The following is a 20,497-nucleotide window of genomic DNA, read 5'->3' on the forward strand; positions in this document are numbered from 1 at the left end:
GGGCTGGGACTACTCATTCGGGGCTGGCGCGTACGAAGCAGACCGCAGAACGGGGTGACGACTGGGGTCGGGGGTTACTGGACGTCGATGTTCGTCGAGTCGCTGGTGCGCTCGAAGGCGATCTCGAGGACGCCGTTGTTGTAAGTGGCGTCACCCGAGCGCGCGTCGACGCGGCCGGGGAGGCTGACGCGTTCGTCGTACTCCCGGGAGTCCGTGTGGGCGCTGATGGTGACCTGTTTGCCGTCGCACTGGATGGAGATGTCGTCCTTCTCGACGCCCGGGAGGTCGGCGATGACCCGGATGGTGTCGTCGCTCTCGTGGACGTCGACGTGCGTGCCAGTGGAGAAGCCGGACTGGTCGCCACGGAGTCCCTGTGCACCGCCGATCATCTCGTCCATCATCCGCTCTATCTCCCGAAAAATGTCGTCGAAGGGGTCGTCCCGGTCGTCCCGTCTCATGTGCCGGCGTAGGCAGGCACCGTGGAAAAGCGTTCGGGCTGCGACAGTCAGATGCCGAGCGCGTCGTTCGTCGTCGCGACGGACTCCTCGGCGGTCGCGGCGTCCGTGATGGCGCGGACGGCGTCGACGTTCTCGGGCACCACGTCGGACTCCTGGTGGATGGCCTGGAAGCAGTAGAAGTCGCTTCCCTCGGTGGTGACGGACTCGCCCCAGAGGCAGTTCTCCCAGAGGTCACCGCGCGGGCGACCCATGTCGAGGGCGTACTCCTTGAGGTCGCCGGAGCCGCCGATGTCGAGGGCGGGGTCGACGACGAAGATGCGGGACTGCTCAGCGAGCAGGTCACGAACCTCGTCGGCGTCGGGTTCGGCCTCGAGGGTGACGTTGACGCTGTGCATGTGCATCAGCGTCGCGGGCACCTTCATGCCGAGCGTGTCGATGTCGAGGTCCGGGAAGATGGTCTCGACGTCCGGCCCGTGGTGGCTCGGAATCGAGATTGGGTCGGGGAGGATGTCGTTGATGGGGCCCCGGTCGGACTGGGAGGGGTCGCCGCCGCGCCGGACGAGCGTGGCGCGCACCTTCTCGACGCCGTAGGCCTCCCGGAGCGGCGCGACGAGCCGGGAGAGCCCGGTCGTGTTGCAGGAGACGACGCGCACGTGGTCGGCGCCGACGGACTCCTCGAAGTTCGAGCGCGCGTTGAACGAGACGTCCGCCACGTCGGCGTCCTCGCCGCCCTGGTAGATGGCGGGCGTGTTCTCTGCCTCGTAGAGCTCGCGGTTCTGCGCGCCGATCCCGGAGGGCGTCGCGTCGACGACGACGTCGCTCTCCGCGACGAGTTCGTCGACCATTCCCGCCGTCTCGATGCCGGCCTCGTCGAACTGGCCGGCACGGTCCTCGACGGCGGCGTAGAGGTCGTAGCCGAGCCGTCGGGCCTGTTCGGCCTCGAAGTTCGGGCGGGTCTTGGCGACGCCGACGACCTCCATGTCGGGCTGGGCCCGGACCGCGTCCGCGACGCGTTTCCCGATGGTGCCGTAGCCGTTGATACCGACGCGAATCATGAGAGAACGTCGGCCGAGAAGGGGGAAAACAGTTTCGGGGTTACCCGGGCGCTACAGGACCAGAGCCAGGATGTCGACCAGGACCCCCGGGACGATGTCGGCCAGGTCGAGGCGGACGCCGCGGGCGAGTCGGTCGATGCGGTCGGCGGTGACCACGGGGAGGAACCGCGGGAAGTGGACGACGAGCGCGGCTACGGCCAGGTCGAACGCCGTGACGACGAGCGTGACCGGCGTCGCCCACCTGCTGCTCACGGTGACGCCGAACGGGACGTCGTACTCCTTCGGGTGCGGGTAGAGGAACGCCAGGCCGCGGACGTTCCCGAGCAGGTCCAGGGTGTAGTGCGTGTAGACGCCGAGCCACACCCAGTGGAGGTTGTCGAGGAACAGCGGGAACGCCGCGACGACGCCCAGCGTCAGGAAGTTGTGCAGCGTCTTGCGGTGCGTGCCGAAGGAGGTGTCCAGGTCGGGCAGGAGCGCGCCGAGTACGACCGGGCCCGTGACGACGACGACCGATACGAGGGTCCCGAAGGTCATGCTCGGGTCGAGGATGACGCCGACGCCGACGCCGAGCAGCACCGCGTTGATGACGTGGTCTCGCTCGTTCATCTACCTCGAACTCCCACCCCGGGCGGTTAACTCCACGTCAGACGCGAACCGGCGGAATACCCGACCGAAGCGCGGCGATCGGTCGGGCAGCACACGTTTTTCCGGCTCCCAGCCCTCAATGTCCCGTATGAGCGACCAGCCAGGGACGTGGTTCGGCCTCCAGCGACGGGCGAAGCCACTCGTCCAGGCCGGGGTGGTCCTCGGCGTGGGCCTGGGCGGCTTCTTCGACGGCATCGTCCTCCACCAGTTGCTCCAGTGGCACCACATGCTCTCCGCGTCCGTCGCCCCGACCACCGTAGCCAACCTGCGCACGAACGTGGTGGCCGACGGCCTGTTCCACGCCGCGACGTACGTCTTCACGGTCGCTGGAACCGTACTACTCCTCCGAGCATGGCGCGACCCCGCGGTCCCGCCGTCGGGTCAGACGCTGCTCGGGTCGACGGTGCTCGGCTGGGGGCTGTTCAACGTCGTCGAGGGCACCGTGAACCACCAGTTGCTCGGCATCCACCACGTCTGGCCGGACGGTCCCGGGTCCGTCCTCCTCTGGGACGTCGCCTTCCTCGTCTGGGGTGTGCTGTTCGTCCTCGGCGGCTACGCCGTCGTCCGCGGCGACGGTGCCGCTGCACCCCCAGAGTGACGAATCGGCTCGACGCCCCCGTCGTCTCCGTATCGGTAACACCTTTCTCCCGGCGACTGAACACGGAGGTATGACAGACCTGCGAACGGCGGCGGAGACCGCGGTCGAACAGTGTCTCGCCCTCGGCGCCGACGAGTCCTGTGTGGTAGTCACAGACGACAAGCGCCAGCCCATCGGCGAAGCACTCTACGAGGTGGCCAGCGAGGTCAGCGAGGACACCACGATTCTCCGCTACCCGCCCCTCGACCAGCACGGCGAGGAGCCGCCGGCACCGGTCGCAGCGGCGATGGAGGCCGCGGACGTCTTCCTCGCGCCGACCACGAAGAGTCTGAGTCACACGCGCGCTCGCGGCGCGGCCTGCGACGCGGGCGCCCGCGGCGCGACGCTCCCGGGCATCACCGAGGACGTGTTCACGACGGGCCTGGACGCCGACTACGAGACCATCCGCCAGCACTGCGAGGACGTGCTCGCGCAGGTCGCGGGCGCCGACGAGGTCCGCGTCACCACGGACGCCGGCACGGACATCACGTTCGAACCGGGCGCCCGCGAGTGGCACGACGACACGGGCATCGTCCACGACGCCGGCGACTTCTCGAACCTCCCCGCGGGCGAGGTGTTCGTCTCCCCCGAGGACGCCAACGGGACCTACGTCGTCGATGGCACGATGCGCCCCCACGGCCGCCTCGACGGAGAGGAGCTCCGTTTCGAGGTCGAGGACGGCTTCGTCACCCACATCTCCGACGACGAGATCCGCGGGCAGGTCGAGACCGCGAGCGAAGAGGTCGGCCGGGACGCCTACAACCTCGCGGAGCTCGGCATCGGGACGAACGTCGCGGTCACGGAACTCGTCGGCAGCGTCCTCCTCGACGAGAAGGCCGCGGGCACCGTCCACATCGCCATCGGCGACGACGCCGGCATCGGCGGCGACACCGACGCCCCGCTCCACCTCGACGGCATCCTCAAGGACCCGACTGTGTTCGCCGACGGCGAGGAAATCGACCTCCCGACTGCGTAACGCCCTACTGGTCAACCACCGACGAGAACCCCTGCGGAACAGTTCGAGGACGAGCAAATCGGGACTCCGCGCGCTTTTACGTTCGGGGCGGCTACACGCCAGTATGAGCGAGAACGCCGGGGAGCACGTCCCCTTCGAGTGTCCGTCCTGTTCGCCGGACCTCGAGACCGTCCACGAAGTCCTGACGACCGGTGGGGGCAACGCCACCGTGCAGTGTACCGAGTGCGGGCACGTCCACAAGGAACCGACCACCGAAGACCGGACCGTCGAGCGCGAGGTCGTCGTCTCCCAGGACGGCGAGTCCTTCACGGGGAGCGCGGAGTTCGACCCCGGGGAGACCGTCTACGAGGGCGACGAGTTCATCGTGGAGACCGAGGAGACCATCGCGCAGGTGCGCGTGACGAGCATCGAGGTCGGGCCGGAGGACCGCACCACCCGGGCGGACGCCGCGGACATCGATACGGTGTGGACGCGCGCGGTGGACAACGTCTCCGTCGACGTGACCGTCCACCCGAAGGACGGCGACGAGGGGAGTCGGAGCCTGACGGTCCACGTGCCCGGCGACTACGAGTTCGTCGTCGGGGAGACCCAGGAGTTCGGCGACGAGACGGTGTCGGTGACGGGTATCCACGTCCGGGAGAGCGCCATCGAGTCGTACAAGTTCCCGAAACTCGGCGAGGACGGCGACACGGTGTTCGCCAAGGACGTCAAGCGAGTGTACGGGGACGACGAGTCGAGCACCGCGTGGTCGGCCTGGTAGGATGACGAGGGAGCGCGAGCGGGAGCGACTCGCGGACGCGCTCGCCTCGCGGCCGAACGTCAGCGACAGCGCCGCCGCCGCGATCCGCGCGGTGCCTCGCCACGAGTTCATCCCGGAGGGGCGACGCGAGCACGCCTACGACGACCGCCCGCTCCCCATCGGCGAGGGCCAGACCATCAGCGCGCCACACATGGTCGCGATCATGGCGACGGAACTCGACCTCCAGTCCGGCGAGCGCGTCCTGGAGGTCGGGACGGGGTGTGGCTACCACGCCGCGGTGACCGCGGAACTCGTCGGTCCTGCGAACGTCTACTCCGTCGAGTTCGTCGCGGACCTCGCCGACCGAGCGACAGAGACGCTCGCGGACGCGGGCTACAGCGACGTCTCCGTGCGCGTGGGCGACGGCCGCGAGGGCTGGCCCGAGCACGCACCCTACGACGCCGCGTACCTGACGTGTGCGGCCCCGGAGTTCCCGCCGGCGGTCGTCGAGCAAGTCCGGGCGGGAGGTCGGCTGGTCGCGCCCATCGGGGACGCCCGCCAGCGCCTCGTCCACGCGGTGAAACGCGAGGACGGCAGCCTCGACCGCACCGACAGGGGTGGGGTGCGGTTCGTGCGGATGCAGGGCGACTGACGGACTCGCGTCCAGTCGGCGACTGATTTTATCCGCCCGGCGACACACCGGTGGGGTATGGACTATCGGGAACTGCTGTTGCTGCGCGCCGCCCGTGAGACCGGCGTGCTCGACGCGCTCGTCTCCACAGCGGACACGCCCGCGGAGGTCGCGGAGACGGCCGGGGTCACGGAGCGGGCCGCGGAACTGACCGTCGACGCGCTGCTGGAGATGGGGCTGCTGGAGCAGGTCGGAGACGCGGTGGAGCCGACCAACCGGATGCTTGGGTTCATCACCAAGACGGACGTGCGCTCGGTCGGGACGCTCCCCCACGAACTCGACCGCGTGGAGGCCCTGGTGGCGCTCCCGGAGACGATGCGCACGGGCGACCCGCCGGTTCCCCGGGGAAACGCCCTCCGGAACCGGCTGGGGGCGCGCGCCGCGGAGGACGACGCGAGCGTCCGCGCCGCGGTCACCGCCGCCGTCCGCGAGCAGCCTGACGCCGAGTCCGTGCTCGTGGTCGACGACGGGCCCGGGCGGCACGCCGTGGAGTTCGCGCGCCGGGGGTTCGACGTGACGATGCTCGCCGAGCAGCGCGTCGTCGACGCCGTTCGCCCGTTGCTGGGCACCGAGCGCGTCGACCTTCTGGCTGGCGACCCGCTGGCGGGCGCGGACGGGAGCTTCGACGTCGTCTTCCACGCGCGAGTCGCCCACGGCTACGGGCCCGAGGAGAACCGCCAGTTGCTCGCGGCTGCACGGGAGGCGCTCGTCGACGGTGGTCTCGCCGTCCACGTCGACGTGCTCCGTGACGGCACGCCGGACGCCGGGCTGACGGCGGAGCTGCTGGCGGGTACCGGGGCGGGGGAGTGTCACGCCGCCGAGACGGTCGGGGAGTGGTTCACCGACGCGGGCTTCGAGGCGGTTCGAGAGGGGGACGTTCCGGGGACGGAGTACGGATTCGTGGCGGGTCGCAGGCGCGCAGTTGAATAGGGTCCACGCGAAAACCGTCACATGGAGTTCGCGGCGCTGCGGGACGAGATGGTCGACAGCCTCGAACACGACACGAAGGCTGTCGTCGAGGCCCACCCGACGGGCCGCGCGATGCGGGCGGTGCCCCGCCACGAGTTCGTCGACGAGGAGCACCGCGCGTACACCGACCAGTCGTTCCGGCACCGGGACACGGCGATTCTCTCGCCGTCGATGGCCGGTCGGCTGCTGAGCGCGCTCGCCCCGGAGGCGGGCGACGACGTGCTCGTCGTGGGCGTCGGCGTCGGCTACACGGCGGCGGTGCTCGCGGAGATCGTCGGCGGCGAGCACGTCCACGCGGTGGACATCGACCGGCGACTCGTGTACGACGCGCGGGCGAACCTCGCGAGCGCCGGCTACGGCGACGTGCTGGTCGACTGCCGGGACGGCGCGGAAGGGTTGCCGGAGTACGCGCCGTTCGACCGCATCGTCGTCGAGGCCGCGGCCGTAGACGCGCCCGCCGCGCTGCTCGAGCAGCTCGCACCCGGCGGCCGACTTGTGTTCCCCCGGGGGAGTGGCGACCAGACGCTGGTCGCGGTGGAGGACGGGGAGACCGTGGGCGTCCACGGCCCCGTCGCGTTCGCGCCGCTGCTGGTCGACGGCGAGCAGGGGAGCGCCGTCGAACGCAACCGGACCGTGCGGGAGGACCACGAGCGCGCGGTGCGCGCGGCGGAGTCCCGCGGCGGCTGGGAGCACGAGTGGATCGACTGGGAGAACCGCTAGTCGCGGACGACGAGGACGGCGGTGTTCTCGCGGCGGTCGACGTAGTCGGAGCCGGCGGGCGGCTTCAGCGAGATCTCCAGGGATCCCTCCGCCTGGTTCGGGCCGAGCCGGGGGTCGACGCGAAGCGTAGCCGTCCCGGCGTCGGCGGTGGTCGCCGTCGCGACGCTGTCGAGGTCCGCGGTGCCAGCCTTCACGACGACCGTCGCGCCGGAAACGGGGTTGCCTTCGGCGTCGACGGCGGTGACCGACAGTGTCTGTTCGCCGGGCGTCACGACGTCCGGGCTGGGTTTCGCGTCGAGTTCACTGACGGCGAGCGTGTTCACCCCCGAGACCATGCTGAGCAGCACGCTGAGCGTGGCGACGCCGACGACGGTGGCGACACGGGCGGTGACACCGGCGGTGACGACGGTGGCGACGACGGCGGCTCGGACGGCGGGATCCCCGGCTTCGGCATGGGTATCGCGCTGGTCGCCATCCTCGGCGCTGCGCTCCTCGCACTGCGCGAGTAACGCACGCTGAGACAACTGAATAACACCATTTTCTTTCGCGCGCTACAATCCGACAGCGACAGCGTTCTCTCGTGCGCCACGCCCGACAGCGGCGTCGTCGTCTCCCGGCGAGCGCGTGGTCGACCGACACGCATATTGTCGCGTCGTTCGTCTACCCGGCAACGATGACCGCCCTGACCGATACGCTCGCGTGGTTCGTCGTCGCGACCTTCGGTGCGAGCGCGATCCTCCAGGGGGAGTCACGACGGACGAGTCGCTACGCGGCCGTTCTCGCGTGGGTACTGTTCGCCGCGTTCTGGGGACTGCTCACGCCGCACTTCGCGTTCGTCCAGCGCAGCATCGTCGAGGGCGTGCTGAGCGCGGCCGCGGTCCCGGCGTGTCTGTACACCGCCTACCTCGTCGGTAGCGGTCGGAAGGACCTCGAGACGCTGACGCGCGCGGTCGCCATCATGGGGCTGCTCTACCTCCCGTTCCAGACGATCGAGCCGCTGCGGCAGTTCGCCATCGAGTCCGTCGCCCAGCAGGCCAAGTGGGTGATGGCCCAGCTCGGCTACCACCCGCCCATCGTGGACGGCGACCACGGCTACCACTCGCGGTTCGTATTCACCGGGGAGAACCGCATGACGGGTGAGGCCGGCCACCGGTTCACGACGACGGTGCTGCTGGCGTGTACGGGCGTCGGGAGCATGTCCATCGTCGGCGGCCTCGCGCTCGCGGTGAAGGCGCCGCTGCGCCGCCGCCTGCTCGCGCTCGCCATCACGCTCCCCGTCATCTACGGGCTGAACATCGTGCGCGTCGTCTTCATCGCCATCGCGCACGGCGAACAGTGGTTCGCCGGCCAGACCGTCCAGAACCTCGTGTTCACGATGTTCGCCACCGGCGACGCAAACATGGTGTCGTACCTCTTCGCCGACCGCGTGCTCGCCCAGTCGCTGTCCGTCGTCGTGCTCGTGGCGCTGACGCTCGCCCTCCTCCGCGTCGTCCCGGAACTCGGCGGCGTCGTCGAGGACGTCGCGTACATCGCCACCGGTAACGAGTACGACGTCACCGAGCGGTTCGCGCAGTAGGCTCCGCAGTTCTCACGGCCACTCGTCGAACGTCACACAGCGACGACTACGCATCCAGTAGTACGGAACGAGAGTCACGGCGCCGCGGCTACGCGCGAGAAATCCGGAGAAGTGGTGTGGGAAGCCGGCCTACCGGACGAGCAGTTCCTCGCCGCGCTCGACGACGATTTTGCACGGCGGCGTAATCTTGTTGTACGCGCGGCGGAACGCCTCCTTGACGGTCTCGGCCTGGTCGACCTCGCACCACGCAGTGAACAGGCGCTCGCCGGGGTAGATGCGGGCGGCGGTGCCGACCGGGACGCCGAACGCCTGGCGCATCCCGTCGGAGACACGGTCCGCACCCGCGCCGGTCGCCTGCTTGTTCTCGCGGATGATCTGGTGGGGGAACTTGCGGAGGCTCATCTTGTAGTTGCCCTCGCCGAGTTCCTTGATGAGGTGGCGGTTCGCAGAGAGGCGGGAGGCCTCGAGGCTCCCGTGGCGGAGCTGGCACTCCTCCTCGGGGACGAGGCTGATCTGGACGGGGTAGTCGTCCTTGTCTGCCTGCAGGTCGCCCATCTGGTGCTGTGCGATCTTCGAGCCCGGAATCCCCGTGACGTAGTCGCGACGGGTGTACGACGGCTTGTCGATCTTCCGGTACATGGAGGCCGGCTTCTCGGACATAGTTACTACTGTTGGCTCAGGGTCAGCGCGCGAATAAAGGCTTCGAACCCGTTTCGTCGGCTCGGCGCCCGCTACCCCCGCGAGCGCGGCGTGTCATCCTCCTCCCTCCGGCCACCCCGTCACGCGCTCCACGTTCCCGTCACTCCGGTCCGTCACGGGTAGCGGCGGAACACGTCCAGAACCCGGTCGCTTTACCCCCGCGGACGGCAACACGCTCGCATGACCTTCCGGGACTTCGACGCGCTCCGCGACGCGCTCGCGGGCGCCGACTTCGACCGCCCGCCCGCGTTCGTCGCCAACGCCCACGTTACGGGACTCTCGGTGGCTCGCGCGCTCGCCGCCCACGACGTCCCCGTGGTCGCGCTCGACCGCTCCGGGGACGGCGCCGCACCGCCCTCGAACGCCGTCGACTACGCGGGCCAGGTGACCTACCCGCTCGACGACCAGGCCGGCTTCCGCGAGGACGTCGAGGCGCTCGCCGCCGAACTCGCCCACGACCCCGTCGCCTTCGGCTGCATGGACGAGTGGGCGCTCGCGTTCGCGGAGGCCGACCCCGACGGCGTCCGCCTGCCGTTCGCGGACATCGACACGCTCGACTCCGTGCTCGACAAGACCGCGCTGTACGACCGCTGCGAGGAACTCGGCGTCCCCTACCCCGAGACCTACCAGCTCTCCGAGACCGACCCCGAGGAGGCCGCCGACGAACTCGGCTTCCCGCTCGTCGTCAAACCCGCTCGCAAGCGCGAGTTCGAGGAGGCCGTCGGCACGAACGTCATCGAGGTGGCCGACCGCGAGGAGTACCGCGACGTCGTGGAGATGGCACGGGAGACCGGTATCGAGGTCATGGCCCAGGAGAAGGTCCCGGTCGCGCGCGGCGAGGACCACTCGCTGGCCTCCTACGTCCCCGAAGACGGCGACCCGCTCGCCGTCGTGGGCAACGCCCGCGTCCGCGCACCGCTCGGCTACGGCACGTCTTGCGTCGTCGAGCGCGTGGAACGGCCCGAGATCGAGGAACGCGCGCTCGCCGTCGTCGAGGACGCTGGCTACCACGGCATCAGCGAGGCGGAGTTCGTCTACGACAGCGCGCGCGAGGACTTCGTGCTCCTCGACGTGAACACGCGCCCGTGGAAGTGGATCAGCATGCCCGTCGCCGCCGGCGCGAACCTCCCGGTGGCGGCCTACGCCGACGCCACCGGCACCGACTACGACCCCGGCCCACTCACCGACGCTCGCTGGGTCTCCCTCGAGGACTACCTCCCGCTGGTCGCCGGCGGCGAATTCGCGGACGTCCTCTCGCCTGCAGACTGGCAGGCCCTCGTCTCGGGCGAGTTCGAGACCACTGGCGACCTGACGACGGCAGTGTACCGGCCCAGCGACCCCGCGCCCGTCGCCCACCGCCTCGAAGTAGAGTTCGGCGGCCGCGACTACTACTGCTCCTGCTAACGTTCAAGTGCGAAGCCGGGACCAGCCCGGCCCGTGACCTGACCGTCGACCGGCGCGGCTCCGCGGGAGTGCGACACACCGCGCCGGACCAGCTGTCGCCTGCAAGCCCCTTCCAGGCGAGCGTTGCCGTCGTCGGTGACAACGCCACGCCCCCGCCGGTGTCGCCCCGGCTAAACCCCGGCCGCGCGAACGCCGGGTAATGAGCGACCGGCTCCACCTCAACCTCTTCACGATGAACGCCGTGGAGCACGTCTCCGTCGGGTCCTGGCGACTCCCTGGCGACCAGTCTCACCGCTACAGCGACCTGGAGTACTGGACCGACGTGGCACGGACCGCCGAACGCGGCGGCTTCGACGCCGTGTTCTTCGCGGACGTCCGCGGCATCTACGACGTCTACGGCGACGACAGGGACACCGCCGTCGAGAAGGCCGTGCAGACGCCCTCGAACGACCCCGCGTACCTCGTGCCCGCGATGGCCGAGGTCACCGACGACCTCGGGTTCGCCATCACGAAGTCCACCTCCTACAACCACCCCTACCAGCTCGCCCGCGAGTTCTCCACGCTCGACCACCTCACGGACGGCCGCGTCGCGTTCAACGTCGTCACCTCCTACCTGGAGTCCGCGGCGGCGAACCTCGGCTTCGAGGAGCGCATGGACCACGACGAGCGCTACGACCGCGCCGACGAGTTCATGGACGTCGCGTACGCGCTCTGGGAGCACTCCTGGGACGACGACGCCGTCCGCAGAGACCGGGAGAACGCAACCTACGCGGACCCCGAGAGGGTCCACGCTGTCGACCACGAGGGCGAGCACTTCGACGTGCCCGGCCCCCACGGGGCCGAGCCGTCGCCCCAGCGCACGCCCGTCCTCTACCAGGCTGGCTCCTCCGACCGCGGCCGCGAGTTCGCCGCGAAGCACGCCGAGGCGGTGTTCGTCAGCCAGCCCTCCGCGGACGCCGTCCGCGACTACGTCGACGACCTCCGCGAACGCGCGACTGCCCACGGTCGCGACCCCGAGGACCTCGCGTTCTTCCCCGGCATCGTCCCCATCGTCGGCGAGACGGCGGCGATCGCCGAGGCGAAACACGACGCCTACCGCGACGCAATCGACACGGAGGGCGTGCTCGCGCTCCTGTCCGGGTTCGTCGACGTGGACCTCTCGGCACTCGACGCTGACCAGAAGCTTGAGCACATCGAGACGGAGGCCATCCAGGGCGTCGTCAACGCGTTCACCGCGAACGACGACCGCGACTGGACCGTCCGCGAGGTCGCGGAGTTCGCCGGCCTCGGTACGACGTCGCCGGTCGTCGTCGGGACGCCCGAGCAGGTCGCCGACGAGTTCGAGCAGTGGTTCGACGAGGTGGGAGTCGACGGCTTCAACGTCAAGGAGGTCGCCCGCCCGGGCAGCCTCCGGGACTTCGTCGACCTCGTCGTCCCCGAGTTGCGCGAACGCGACCTGCTGGCCGACTCGCCCGCGGGGGAGACGCTGCGGGAGCGGACGTTCGGTCGGCGCGGCCTCCCCGGGGGCCACCCCGGGCGCGAGTAGTTCCACCGGCGGTCAGTCCGGCGAGGGCAACGGTTTTCCCCCCTGATTGCGTGGCCGCAAGCGATGGCAGACACCGCAGCGGACGGCGACCAGCGGATTCACGTGGGTGAAACGGCCGACGGCGAGCGCCTGGCGTTCCCCATCGTGGAGATGCTCACCGGCCGCGGGTTCGTCACGGGCAAGTCCGGGTCCGGGAAGTCGAACACCACCAGCGTCGTGGTCGAGGAACTGCTGGAGGCCGGCTACCCGGTGCTCATCGTGGACACGGACGGCGAGTACTACGGCCTGAAAGAGGAGTACGAACTCCTGCACGCGGGCGCCGACGAGGAGTGCGACATCCAGGTGAACGTCGAGCACGCCCAGAAGCTCGCGAACCTCGCCCTGGAGGAGAACGTCCCCATCATCCTCGACGTCTCCGGCTACCTCGACGACGACGAGGCCGACGAACTCCTTCGGGAGACGGTCAGACACCTCTTCGCGAAGGAGAAGAAACTGAAGAAGCCGTTCCTGCTCGTCGTCGAGGAGTGCCACGAGTACATCCCCGAGGGCGGCGGCGTCGGCGAGACGGGCAACCTCCTCATCAAGGTGGGCAAGCGCGGCCGCAAGCACGGCCTCGGCGTCGTCGGCATCAGCCAGCGCCCCGCGGACGTGAAGAAGGACTTCATCACGCAGGCGAACTGGCTGGTCTGGCACCGTCTCACCTGGGAGAACGACACGAAGGTCGTCGGCCGCATCGTCGGCACCGAGTACGCCGATGACGTCGTCGACCTGGGCGACGGCGAGGCGTTCATCCAGACGGACTGGAGCGACGAGATGGTGCGTCGCGTCCAGTTCAAACGCAAGCGCACGTTCGACGCGGGTGCGACCCCCGGTCTCGACGACTTCGAGCGCCCGGACCTGAAGTCCGTCAGCGGGTCGCTGATGGACGAACTCGGCGACATCACCGACCGGCGGGAGCAGGAGCGCGACCGGGTCGCCGAACTGGAGTCGAAAGTGGAGAACCGCGAGGAGCGCATCGCGGAACTCGAATCCGAACTGGAGACCGCACGCGACGTCTCGGCGGCCGCCCGGAAGATGGCGAACGCGCTCGCTCACGGCGACGGCGCGCCACCCGACAGCTACCAGTCGACGCTCCAGACGAAGAACGAGCAGATCGACCGCCTGGAGTCACGCCTCGCGGAACTCGAGGCGAAAGTCGGGGACGCCGAGGCGACGGCTGGGGAGAGCGACGCCGAGGTCACGGACGGTTCGACGGACGCCGACGGGTCCGCCGTCGACGCTACTGAGTCGGTGACCGACTCCCCGGCGGAGTCCACGGCGGACGAGGACGGCGCGTTCGTCTTCGAGGAGACGGACTCGGAGGGGGGCCGGGACGCGCTCGTCGAGGCTGTCCAGGACCGTCTCCGTCGTCGCGGCGAGCGCCTGCAGTTACAGGAGGGGATCGGTGACGACCAGCCGGCACCCGAGGCCGTCGTCGACCTCCTCCAGGCGCCGCCGGTCGTCACCCGCGTGAACGCCTCCCGCCGGGAGTCGAAGTGCAACGACGACGCCGCGTGGGACGTCGTCTCCGACCTCGCGACGAACCCGGGCGCGACCGCCCACGACCTCGCCGACGCCGCAGACGTCGACATCGAGGCGGTGCACACGCTGCTCACCGAACTCCGCGCCCGCGACCTCGTCGTCCGCGACGACCGCGAGTACGCGTTCAACGCTGAGCGCATGCGGACGCTCGTGGAGCGCGACGACCCGACGAAACCCCGCACGGAACTGCGCGACCAGTGGAAGCCGTAGGGTTCCGCTGCACCAACACCTATCCTGATCGCGGCCGGACGTCCCGTATGGCGATGGACAACGACAGCGACACGTTCGATGTCGGCGGCGACCTGACGGTCCACCGACTCGGGTTCGGCGCGATGCGCGTCACCGGCGAGAACATCATCGGGCGGCCCGACGACGAGGACGCGGCGCACGACGTCCTCCGGCGTGCGGTCGAACTGGGCGTCGACTTCGTGGACACTGCGGACTCCTACGGACCGGGCGTCAGCGAGCGCCTCATCCGGGAGGCAGGCATCACCGACGACGCCGTCGTCGCGACGAAGGCCGGCCTCCTGCGGAACCACTCGGGGGACTGGCTCCCCCACGGGGACCCGGACTACATCCGGAACCAGGCGCTGGCCTCCATCGACCGCCTTGGAGTGGACTCTATCGACCTCTACCAGTTCCACCGCCCGGACCCGGAGACGCCGTTCGAGGACTCCGTCCACGCGTTCGCCGAACTGAGAGACGAGGGGCTGGTCGACCACGTCGGCCTCAGCAACGTCTCCGTCGACCAGCTGGAGACCGCCCGCGACGTCGTCGACGTGGCGACCGTCCAGAACTCCTACAACGTCGCGGACCGCGAACACGAGGACGTGCTCTCGGCCTGCGAGGAGTACGGCATCGGGTTCGTCCCGTACTTCCCGATGGGTGGCGGCGACCTCGGTGGGAAGCGCGAGGCCCTCGAGGCCGTCGCCGACGACCACGACGCGACGGTCCGGAAGGTCGCGCTCGCGTGGCTACTCGACCACTCGGACGTGACGCTCCCGATTCCCGGCACCTCCAGCGTCGACCACCTCGAGGCGAACGTCGCCGCGAGCCACCTCGAACTCACCGACGAGGACCGCGCGCGCCTGGAGTAACGAAGCGACCGTTACTGGAACTGGCACTCTCGCAGAACTGTCGGACCCGTCGCTGGTGGGTCGTGAACGTTCGAAAATCGATGCCTCCTGGCCAGCGTCAGAGACGCCGGCGGGTTCCCGAGTTACAGGCGGGTGACGTTCGTTGCGCGCGGGCCCTTGTCGGCCTGCTCGATGTCGAACTCCACTTCCTGTCCCTCCTCGAGGTCCGGACCGCCGACGTCTTCCATGTGGAAGAAAACGTCCTCGTCCGCGTCGTCAGTCTCGATGAAACCGTAGCCGCCCGTGTCGTTGAAGAAGTCAACCGTGCCTTCTGCCATTGCAAACTATGGTGAGGCGTTTCTCACTCATAATACTTGTGGGGGCCGGCGCAGGTACAGAGAACGGACTACAGGCGGTATAACTGCCGCTCGCCCGTCAGAATGCGGAAACCGACCGGTCCGGGACCGTGTCGACTCAGCCCTCGCAGATGTCGTGGAGGTCGTCGAGACAGTCGATGTCCCAGGTCGGCCAGACGTTCAGGTCCCAGCTCCGCCGGTGGGGGCGCCGGATGAACGCCGAGTCGATGCCGGCGTTCTCCGCGGCGCGCACGTCGGACTCGTTGTCGCCGACGAACAGCGCCGAGTCGGCGTCGAGGTCGGCGAGTGCGAGGTCGATGTAGTGGGAGTTCGGCTTCCGGTGGCGCAGGCTCTCGACGGTCGGCGCGCGCCCGTACGCGGTGCCGAACATGTCCCGGACGTCGAAGTGGTCGAGGACGAAGTCGACGGTCGCCTGCTGGTTCGAACTGACGATTCCCATCGAGACGTCGAGGTCGTCGAGGGTGTCGAGGTCGTCGTAGAGCGTCTTCCGGCCCGCGCGGACCTCCTCGTACTGCGCCTCGGCGGTCGTTCGGTCTCGCGTGCGCCAGAACTCGTCTGGGTCGATGTCGTACTCCTCGCAGACGTCGCTGACAGTCTCTGGCGTCGCTCCGATCGTCATCTGCTCCACGTCCTCGGGGTCGGGGTCGGTAACGTCGAACTGCTCGAAGGTCGCTTCCGCAGCCTCCTGCAAGACGTCGTACCGGGTACGGCCGACGAGGACGCCGTCGTTGTCGAACACGACGGTGTCGTATGTCATGGAGCCCCCTACGTCGGTCGCACTGATAAGCGTTTCATCGGTTCCGCGCACGCGAGCGCCCGCGGTACGCACAGGCTAGCACCGCCGCCACCCCACGAGAACTGCTAGCACCGCCACAATTGGGTGCGAATGGTTCGCCTACCTCACCCACGGGCCTCGAAAGACCCCGTTACCGCCTCACATGCAACTACCGTGTCCGAATTGGGTCGCCACGCTCGCGGAACCAAACGTGGAGATCGCCGGAGCGCTTCGTTCGACCGTTCTCCTCGAAAACCGGCGTTAATGGGTCTCAGACTACAATAACCGAGCCATACTTACCCGTCAGGACCAACCTAGAGCTATGAACCAGACAACCTACCGAACCTCGACCGAGCGCGGTGAGCAGCGATGATGTGGCAGGACCTCGTCTTCCTCGTCGGCAGTCTGACGTCGGTAATGTTCCTCTACCCGACGCTCCGGGACACCGCCTCGCGGGTGCCCCGCGCCACGAGTGTCCCGTCGATGCTCATCGGCGCCGTCTACTCGATGACGTTCTTCACGCTCGGCATGACGTTCTCCGCCGTCGGCTCGTTCGCCGCCTGCACCATGTGGTCGCTCATCGCCGCCTTCCGCGCCCCCGACGACGGAGCGATCACTGACGGCACGCCGGTCCCGCGCGTCTCCGAGTGGCGCCCGCGACTCACCGCACAGGTCCAGCGAGTCGTCGAAGCCGCCCTCCCGCACACGACCGGCGACGAGGAGTTCGACGTCGCCCCCAACTCCGACTAGAAGCGCCGACGAGGCGCGCTGTTCTGCGAGCGAATTTCGTCGCCACGCCACCCAGCTCTCGCTCCCGTAGACAGCGGAGCAACGGCCGGTAGGACGCCCTTACTGGAGGTAGCCGAGCTGTTCCAGGCGGTCCTTCCGGTCCTCGGAGATGGTGACCGACTCGTCGACGTCCGCGTGCTCGAAGGACGCGAGCCACTCGTCGAGTGTCGCCTCCAGGTCCTCGGCCACTGCCGATTCGGCGTCCGCCACGTCCGTCGTCTCCCCGGCGTCGGCGTCGAGGTCGTACAGTTCCCGCAGGCCGTCGGAGCCGCGGACGAACTTGTACTCCCGCGTCCGGATCGCCTGCAGCGACCGGTCGTACTGGTAGAGGTGCTCGGGCAGGTCCTCGACGTTGCGTTCGAGCGCGTCCATCGAGGGCTGGGGTTCCACGTACTCGCTGACGACGAACTCGCGGGGCTCGGCGTCGGCGTCCGGGTGGAAGGAGACGCCCTGGAACGACTCGCGTGCGTCGGGCGCGTCGATGCCCGCCTCATCGAGCAGCGTCGGCGCGAGGTCCACGTGACTGACCAGGTCCGTCAGCTCACCCTCTCCGCTGAAGGCGCCGCCGTCGAGCACGAGCGGCACGTTGACCAGCGTGTCGTAGAGACAGTACTGGTGGTCCATCATGCCGTGGTCGCCGATGTTCTCCCCGTGGTCTGACGTCACGACGAAGATGGTGTCCTCCAGCTCCCCGGCCTCCTCGAGTGCGGTTCTGAGCGCCGCGAGCTGTTCGTCGACGTACGCGACCTCCGCGCGGTAGAGCCCGCGGAGCAACTGGAGCTCGGAGTCCGAGAGCGTCAGGTTGCCCGCGAGGTACTCCCAGGGCTCCTGGGGGACGTCCATCGCCTCCTCGTAGGTCGCGTTCGCGGGGAGGTACTGCTCGGCGAGCCGTCGCGGCGGCCGGTACTCGAGGTGGGGTTCGAGGTAGTTCACGAACAGGAAGAACGGGTCGGTCGCGTCGCGGTCGCCGAGCCAGTTCTCGATCCACTCCGTGCTGCGGGCCGCACCGTCGTCCGCCCGGTCGCGGACGAGGTAGCGGTAGAGGACGTTCGCGACGTTCGCGAACGGGTTCCCGTCGAACAGCTCCCGGGCGACCGCGCGGAGTCGACTCTCCTCGGTCTCCTCGACGAGTCCGCCCAGCGCGTTCCCGGACTGGACGACCTGCCACGTCTGCTGGAAGGAGTCGAACCCGCGGTCGAAGCCGGATTCGGCGCTCAACCACGTGTTGCTCGAGACGCAGACCGTCTCGTAGCCGGCGTCCCGGAAACACTCCGACAGCATCGGGAGTCGGTCGTCGAGCTGTTCGTGCCCGGCGTGCGCACCGTGTTTCGACGTGTGCGTTCCGGTGAGCATCGACGCGTGGGACGGGAGCGTCCACGGCGCCGTGGAGAACGCCCGCGTCGCCCGCGTCCCGGCGTCGGCGAGGTCGGCGAGCGTCGGCGCGACCTGTGCGTCGTAGGCGTCGTCGACACGCGTCGTGTCCGCCACTACGACCACGACGTTTGGCTGTGCGGCCATCGTCTCTGCTCCTTGGGGTTCGATACCGATAGTAAGTCCCCGCTTGTCGGCGTCGACCGGCGGCGAAACGTCGCGCTGTGGCTACACAGTCGGTGTTTTCCGTAGAACGCCCGGCCAAATCGGGGCCGGGCGAGCCGTTCGCGGTCGAGGGCGCCGTCGAAGAGCGAGCGCGCCCGGTTACTGCTCTTTGACCATCCGCTGGACGCGACTCACGATGTCGCTGGAGTCCCGTTCCATCAGCTCGTTCATCCGGATCTGTCGGAAGTGGCTCCCGAGGGCGAGGAACGTCGGTGCCCAGAGACCCACGAAGATCCCGCGTTCCTGGTCCTGCTTCATGAAGAAGTAGTACCACGACATCGGGATCGACAGTATCGCGGCGAGGAAGAATGGGTCTCTCCCCGTTCGTTCGGCCGCCTGTTTCGATCGTTGCTGCTGCATTCTGTCGGCCATGCAGGAGAGTGTACCTGCCCAGCGGTGTTTGTTAATTGGACCCGTGTCCGGCGAAACGAGAGCCATCTCTGGGTAAGACGACCGTACTACGTCGGAGAGCCCTCCTGCTTCCCGCGTCGTCTGGCGTCGGCACCGTCGAGACCCGGGAGACGGGGCTGCATTGGACGGAGGCGTCCATCGACGACGCTGCTCGCACATTGGTGGGCCACCGGCGGCGGCCGTTGGGGCCCCGAACGAGACGCGAGTAGTATTGTTGTGATGATTCGGGTGAAAAACGCCACGGGTTTCACCCGCCCGCTCCTACCAGTGGCGTGGAATACAACATCGGGGTGGACGAGTCGGTGAGTACGGCCGTAGTGCGTGCAGTGAGCGCCGTCAACGGCCGTCGACCCGGTTCGCTTCGATCCCTGGACCACGTCCTCGACCCGGAGGCCCTCGACGCGCTGTTCGTCCCGGCAGCGGACGGCAAGACGCGAATCGGCGGCCGGCTCTCCTTCGTCTTCGGTAACTGTCGGGTCACCGTCGACAACGGCGAGTACCTGACGGTCAGGCCGCTCACGATTCCGTCGCGGGTGCCCGACTTCCAGGAGAACCGCTAGCGCGAATCGCCTTCGTAGCGGTCGACGAACGACACGCGCTCGCTCACTGCCCGGGGTCGCGAGCAGTTATCAGTCCCTGGGCCATGAGACGGCGCGCTACCACGACCAGGCCGTTCCCGAACCCCTCGCCGAATATCGCCTGCTCCTCCTTTGTGTCGGGCATGATCGAACTCACGAGGATTGTCGACCGGTCGACCAGCAGCAGTCGACCGATCGCGGTGTCGTCCTCCGTGTCCATCGAACCGTGCAACCACTCCAGGCCGGAGATGAACGTCGTGGCACCGGGGACTGCCTCCTGGATCTGGTCTTCGAGTGAGGCAGTCAACGCGCCGACGACCAGCTCGACGCCGTTCTCGACGTCGTTGAGTGTGTCGACGAGGTCGTCGGTGAGCAGCGTCTCGTCGCCGAGCACTAACACGATCTCTTCGGACGCGTTCCGAACGAGCTCGTTCGTCCGGTTCTCGATGCCGTCCCGCCCCTGCATCGCCCACACCTCCTGGACGGTCGACTCGTCGTCGTCCGCGACGACGTCGATGGTCGCGAGGGCGTCGTGGAGTCGGTCGACGCGGGACTCGTACTGGTCCCTGAGCGTCTCCTCGGCCTCGTCGAGCGGGACAGCCCGGAACTGCTGGGGGCTCGAGTGTTGCACCTCGACGAGACCCTGTGCCTCGAGCACTCGGACTGCGTCGTACACCCGCGTTCGCGGCACCTCTGTCATCTCGCTGAGTTGCTTCGCTGTTCCCGCGTGGATGCGGGACAGTCCGACGAAACATCGCGCCTCGTACTCCTTCAGGCCGAGTTGCTGGAGAACCTCGACGGCCTCTCCAACGCTTTCAGATTTGTCCATGTGTCCCAACCTCCCGGTTACGCCGGGATTCCCCGGTTTTTGGCACCCACCACGGATAGGCATTGCCACTCTACTGACGACGCCGAGCGAGCCGAACAGCCAGGAAATGGCGGCTACGTCCGCCCGAGGCCGCTTGCACGGACTGGCGGCTGTTGTGACTACGTCTGTCACAACCGAATTGAATCGAGGTACACGGTGTACAGCACTCGCTCGTAACTGGTAGCAACTGTCACCCGGTTGCTCACAAAAGGGATATACACGCGGGGGCGCAAGCGGTTACCGGCACGCAGCTCAGTACTGTGTCCCAACCACCTTACTACTGCGTGCCATCCCGTTCACTGGAGGCGCCCTGGAAAACCCACGACTGCCC

The 20,497-nt window shown here is 68.5% G+C and carries 23 protein-coding genes and 1 pseudogene; 14 read left to right on the forward strand and 10 right to left on the reverse strand.

Annotated features, from left to right (window positions below; all coding sequences use genetic code 11):
* Positions 1–74 precede the first annotated feature (74 nt).
* The 3 genes from LT965_RS09210 to LT965_RS09220 are packed head-to-tail and all read right to left on the reverse strand — an operon-like array spanning position 75 to position 2,119.
* Entirely contained in the window at positions 75–458 is a 384-nt protein-coding gene (locus LT965_RS09210; RefSeq protein WP_232700472.1) for an Hsp20/alpha crystallin family protein, read from the reverse strand.
* 47 nt (positions 459–505) lie between these two features.
* A complete protein-coding gene (locus LT965_RS09215; RefSeq protein WP_232700473.1) occupies positions 506–1,513 on the reverse strand; it encodes a type II glyceraldehyde-3-phosphate dehydrogenase in 1,008 nt (335 codons plus the stop codon).
* A 51-nt stretch (positions 1,514–1,564) separates the two neighbouring features.
* Entirely contained in the window at positions 1,565–2,119 is a 555-nt protein-coding gene (locus LT965_RS09220) for a metal-dependent hydrolase (protein WP_232700474.1), read from the reverse strand.
* 127 nt (positions 2,120–2,246) lie between these two features.
* On the opposite strand from LT965_RS09220, the gene LT965_RS09225 reads away from it, so the two are divergent.
* From LT965_RS09225 to LT965_RS09250, 6 genes are all read left to right on the forward strand, one after another.
* Positions 2,247–2,756, forward strand: coding sequence for a DUF2243 domain-containing protein (locus LT965_RS09225; RefSeq protein WP_232700475.1), 510 nt, complete (start codon positions 2,247–2,249; stop codon positions 2,754–2,756).
* Between the two features lie 70 nt (positions 2,757–2,826).
* Positions 2,827–3,771 (forward strand): aminopeptidase, encoded by a 945-nt coding sequence (locus tag LT965_RS09230; protein ID WP_232700476.1) that lies wholly within the window; start codon positions 2,827–2,829, stop codon positions 3,769–3,771.
* A 103-nt stretch (positions 3,772–3,874) separates the two neighbouring features.
* Positions 3,875–4,531 carry an HVO_0476 family zinc finger protein gene (locus LT965_RS09235; protein ID WP_232700477.1) on the forward strand — a complete coding sequence of 219 codons (657 nt, stop codon included), beginning with the start codon at positions 3,875–3,877 and terminating at the stop codon, positions 4,529–4,531.
* 1 nt (position 4,532) lies between these two features.
* Positions 4,533–5,162 carry a protein-L-isoaspartate(D-aspartate) O-methyltransferase gene (locus LT965_RS09240; RefSeq protein WP_232700478.1) on the forward strand — a complete coding sequence of 210 codons (630 nt, stop codon included), beginning with the start codon at positions 4,533–4,535 and terminating at the stop codon, positions 5,160–5,162.
* Between the two features lie 57 nt (positions 5,163–5,219).
* Positions 5,220–6,131, forward strand: coding sequence for a class I SAM-dependent methyltransferase (locus LT965_RS09245; protein ID WP_232700479.1), 912 nt, complete (start codon positions 5,220–5,222; stop codon positions 6,129–6,131).
* Between the two features lie 21 nt (positions 6,132–6,152).
* Complete coding sequence (locus LT965_RS09250) at positions 6,153–6,890, forward strand: protein-L-isoaspartate O-methyltransferase family protein (protein ID WP_232700480.1); 738 nt, start codon at positions 6,153–6,155, stop codon at positions 6,888–6,890.
* Here the strand turns inward: LT965_RS09250 and LT965_RS09255 are convergent.
* Positions 6,887–7,270, reverse strand: a pseudogene (locus LT965_RS09255) (DUF7382 domain-containing protein); the annotation flags it as partial. The gene LT965_RS09250 and the pseudogene LT965_RS09255 sit on opposite strands and share 4 nt — an antisense overlap.
* Positions 7,271–7,342: 72 nt before the next feature.
* Between LT965_RS09255 and LT965_RS16720 the strand changes: the two are divergent.
* Both LT965_RS16720 and artA read left to right on the forward strand, forming a co-directional pair.
* Positions 7,343–7,399, forward strand: coding sequence for a hypothetical protein (locus LT965_RS16720; RefSeq protein ID WP_432419317.1), 57 nt, complete (start codon positions 7,343–7,345; stop codon positions 7,397–7,399).
* A 164-nt stretch (positions 7,400–7,563) separates the two neighbouring features.
* Entirely contained in the window at positions 7,564–8,466 is a 903-nt protein-coding gene (artA, locus tag LT965_RS09260; RefSeq protein ID WP_232700482.1) for an archaeosortase A, read from the forward strand.
* Positions 8,467–8,595: 129 nt separating this feature from the next.
* On the opposite strand, the gene LT965_RS09265 is transcribed toward artA, so the two are convergent.
* On the reverse strand, positions 8,596–9,126 hold the full coding sequence (locus tag LT965_RS09265) for a 50S ribosomal protein L16 (protein ID WP_232700483.1): 531 nt from the start codon (positions 9,124–9,126) through the stop codon (positions 8,596–8,598).
* 219 nt (positions 9,127–9,345) lie between these two features.
* Between LT965_RS09265 and LT965_RS09270 the strand changes: the two genes are divergently transcribed.
* The 4 genes from LT965_RS09270 to LT965_RS09285 all read left to right on the forward strand — a co-directional run bounded on the left by LT965_RS09270 (position 9,346) and on the right by LT965_RS09285 (position 14,793).
* Complete coding sequence (locus tag LT965_RS09270) at positions 9,346–10,569, forward strand: carboxylate--amine ligase (protein ID WP_232700484.1); 1,224 nt, start codon at positions 9,346–9,348, stop codon at positions 10,567–10,569.
* Between the two features lie 199 nt (positions 10,570–10,768).
* Positions 10,769–12,115: an LLM class flavin-dependent oxidoreductase gene (locus LT965_RS09275; RefSeq protein ID WP_232700485.1), complete on the forward strand. Its 1,347-nt coding sequence runs from the start codon at positions 10,769–10,771 to the stop codon at positions 12,113–12,115.
* 63 nt (positions 12,116–12,178) lie between these two features.
* The gene (locus tag LT965_RS09280; RefSeq protein ID WP_232700486.1) at positions 12,179–13,906 is read left to right on the forward strand and encodes a helicase HerA domain-containing protein; all 1,728 of its coding nucleotides are present in this window, start codon (positions 12,179–12,181) and stop codon (positions 13,904–13,906) included.
* Positions 13,907–13,953: 47 nt separating this feature from the next.
* The gene (locus LT965_RS09285) at positions 13,954–14,793 is read left to right on the forward strand and encodes an aldo/keto reductase (protein WP_232700487.1); all 840 of its coding nucleotides are present in this window, start codon (positions 13,954–13,956) and stop codon (positions 14,791–14,793) included.
* Between the two features lie 122 nt (positions 14,794–14,915).
* Here the strand turns inward: LT965_RS09285 and LT965_RS09290 are convergent, their stop codons facing one another.
* Positions 14,916–15,110: a cold-shock protein gene (locus tag LT965_RS09290; RefSeq protein WP_009486668.1), complete on the reverse strand. Its 195-nt coding sequence runs from the start codon at positions 15,108–15,110 to the stop codon at positions 14,916–14,918.
* Positions 15,111–15,246: 136 nt separating this feature from the next.
* A complete protein-coding gene (locus LT965_RS09295) occupies positions 15,247–15,906 on the reverse strand; it encodes an HAD family hydrolase (RefSeq protein WP_232700488.1) in 660 nt (219 codons plus the stop codon).
* Positions 15,907–16,293: 387 nt separating this feature from the next.
* Here LT965_RS09295 and LT965_RS09300 point away from each other — a divergent pair, with 387 nt between their 5' ends.
* The gene (locus LT965_RS09300; RefSeq protein ID WP_232700489.1) at positions 16,294–16,674 is read left to right on the forward strand and encodes a hypothetical protein; all 381 of its coding nucleotides are present in this window, start codon (positions 16,294–16,296) and stop codon (positions 16,672–16,674) included.
* 99 nt (positions 16,675–16,773) lie between these two features.
* Here the strand turns inward: LT965_RS09300 and LT965_RS09305 are convergent, their stop codons facing one another.
* Both LT965_RS09305 and LT965_RS09310 read right to left on the reverse strand, forming a co-directional pair.
* Entirely contained in the window at positions 16,774–18,231 is a 1,458-nt protein-coding gene (locus LT965_RS09305) for a sulfatase (RefSeq protein ID WP_232700490.1), read from the reverse strand.
* Between the two features lie 177 nt (positions 18,232–18,408).
* Positions 18,409–18,681 carry a hypothetical protein gene (locus LT965_RS09310; RefSeq protein WP_232700491.1) on the reverse strand — a complete coding sequence of 91 codons (273 nt, stop codon included), beginning with the start codon at positions 18,679–18,681 and terminating at the stop codon, positions 18,409–18,411.
* Between the two features lie 311 nt (positions 18,682–18,992).
* Here LT965_RS09310 and LT965_RS09315 point away from each other — a divergent pair, with 311 nt between their 5' ends.
* The gene (locus LT965_RS09315; protein ID WP_232700492.1) at positions 18,993–19,280 is read left to right on the forward strand and encodes a HalOD1 output domain-containing protein; all 288 of its coding nucleotides are present in this window, start codon (positions 18,993–18,995) and stop codon (positions 19,278–19,280) included.
* A 43-nt stretch (positions 19,281–19,323) separates the two neighbouring features.
* On the opposite strand, the gene LT965_RS09320 is transcribed toward LT965_RS09315, so the two are convergent.
* Positions 19,324–20,127 (reverse strand): TrmB family transcriptional regulator, encoded by an 804-nt coding sequence (locus tag LT965_RS09320; RefSeq protein WP_232700493.1) that lies wholly within the window; start codon positions 20,125–20,127, stop codon positions 19,324–19,326.
* Positions 20,128–20,497 lie beyond the last annotated feature (370 nt).

Origin of the sequence: Halobacterium wangiae (genome assembly GCF_021249345.1) — an archaeon.
Classification (GTDB): domain Archaea; phylum Halobacteriota; class Halobacteria; order Halobacteriales; family Halobacteriaceae; genus Halobacterium; species Halobacterium wangiae.

What these genes read in the sequence shown, in the direction of transcription:
- LT965_RS09320 (WP_232700493.1), bottom strand. Translation starts at nt 20,127, where the DNA reads ATGGACAAATCTGAAAGCGTTGGAGAGGCCGTCGAGGTTCTCCAGCAA.
- LT965_RS09305 (WP_232700490.1), bottom strand. Translation starts at nt 18,231, where the DNA reads ATGGCCGCACAGCCAAACGTCGTGGTCGTAGTGGCGGACACGACGCGT.
- LT965_RS09265 (WP_232700483.1), bottom strand. Translation starts at nt 9,126, where the DNA reads ATGTCCGAGAAGCCGGCCTCCATGTACCGGAAGATCGACAAGCCGTCG.
- LT965_RS09280 (WP_232700486.1), top strand. Translation starts at nt 12,179, where the DNA reads ATGGCAGACACCGCAGCGGACGGCGACCAGCGGATTCACGTGGGTGAA.
- LT965_RS09225 (WP_232700475.1), top strand. Translation starts at nt 2,247, where the DNA reads ATGAGCGACCAGCCAGGGACGTGGTTCGGCCTCCAGCGACGGGCGAAG.
- LT965_RS09270 (WP_232700484.1), top strand. Translation starts at nt 9,346, where the DNA reads ATGACCTTCCGGGACTTCGACGCGCTCCGCGACGCGCTCGCGGGCGCC.
- LT965_RS09245 (WP_232700479.1), top strand. Translation starts at nt 5,220, where the DNA reads ATGGACTATCGGGAACTGCTGTTGCTGCGCGCCGCCCGTGAGACCGGC.
- LT965_RS09235 (WP_232700477.1), top strand. Translation starts at nt 3,875, where the DNA reads ATGAGCGAGAACGCCGGGGAGCACGTCCCCTTCGAGTGTCCGTCCTGT.
- LT965_RS09240 (WP_232700478.1), top strand. Translation starts at nt 4,533, where the DNA reads ATGACGAGGGAGCGCGAGCGGGAGCGACTCGCGGACGCGCTCGCCTCG.
- LT965_RS09310 (WP_232700491.1), bottom strand. Translation starts at nt 18,681, where the DNA reads ATGGCCGACAGAATGCAGCAGCAACGATCGAAACAGGCGGCCGAACGA.
- LT965_RS09210 (WP_232700472.1), bottom strand. Translation starts at nt 458, where the DNA reads ATGAGACGGGACGACCGGGACGACCCCTTCGACGACATTTTTCGGGAG.
- LT965_RS09300 (WP_232700489.1), top strand. Translation starts at nt 16,294, where the DNA reads ATGATGTGGCAGGACCTCGTCTTCCTCGTCGGCAGTCTGACGTCGGTA.
- LT965_RS09285 (WP_232700487.1), top strand. Translation starts at nt 13,954, where the DNA reads ATGGCGATGGACAACGACAGCGACACGTTCGATGTCGGCGGCGACCTG.
- LT965_RS09215 (WP_232700473.1), bottom strand. Translation starts at nt 1,513, where the DNA reads ATGATTCGCGTCGGTATCAACGGCTACGGCACCATCGGGAAACGCGTC.
- LT965_RS09295 (WP_232700488.1), bottom strand. Translation starts at nt 15,906, where the DNA reads ATGACATACGACACCGTCGTGTTCGACAACGACGGCGTCCTCGTCGGC.
- artA (WP_232700482.1), top strand. Translation starts at nt 7,564, where the DNA reads ATGACCGCCCTGACCGATACGCTCGCGTGGTTCGTCGTCGCGACCTTC.
- LT965_RS09220 (WP_232700474.1), bottom strand. Translation starts at nt 2,119, where the DNA reads ATGAACGAGCGAGACCACGTCATCAACGCGGTGCTGCTCGGCGTCGGC.
- LT965_RS09230 (WP_232700476.1), top strand. Translation starts at nt 2,827, where the DNA reads ATGACAGACCTGCGAACGGCGGCGGAGACCGCGGTCGAACAGTGTCTC.
- LT965_RS09250 (WP_232700480.1), top strand. Translation starts at nt 6,153, where the DNA reads ATGGAGTTCGCGGCGCTGCGGGACGAGATGGTCGACAGCCTCGAACAC.
- LT965_RS09275 (WP_232700485.1), top strand. Translation starts at nt 10,769, where the DNA reads ATGAGCGACCGGCTCCACCTCAACCTCTTCACGATGAACGCCGTGGAG.
- LT965_RS09290 (WP_009486668.1), bottom strand. Translation starts at nt 15,110, where the DNA reads ATGGCAGAAGGCACGGTTGACTTCTTCAACGACACGGGCGGCTACGGT.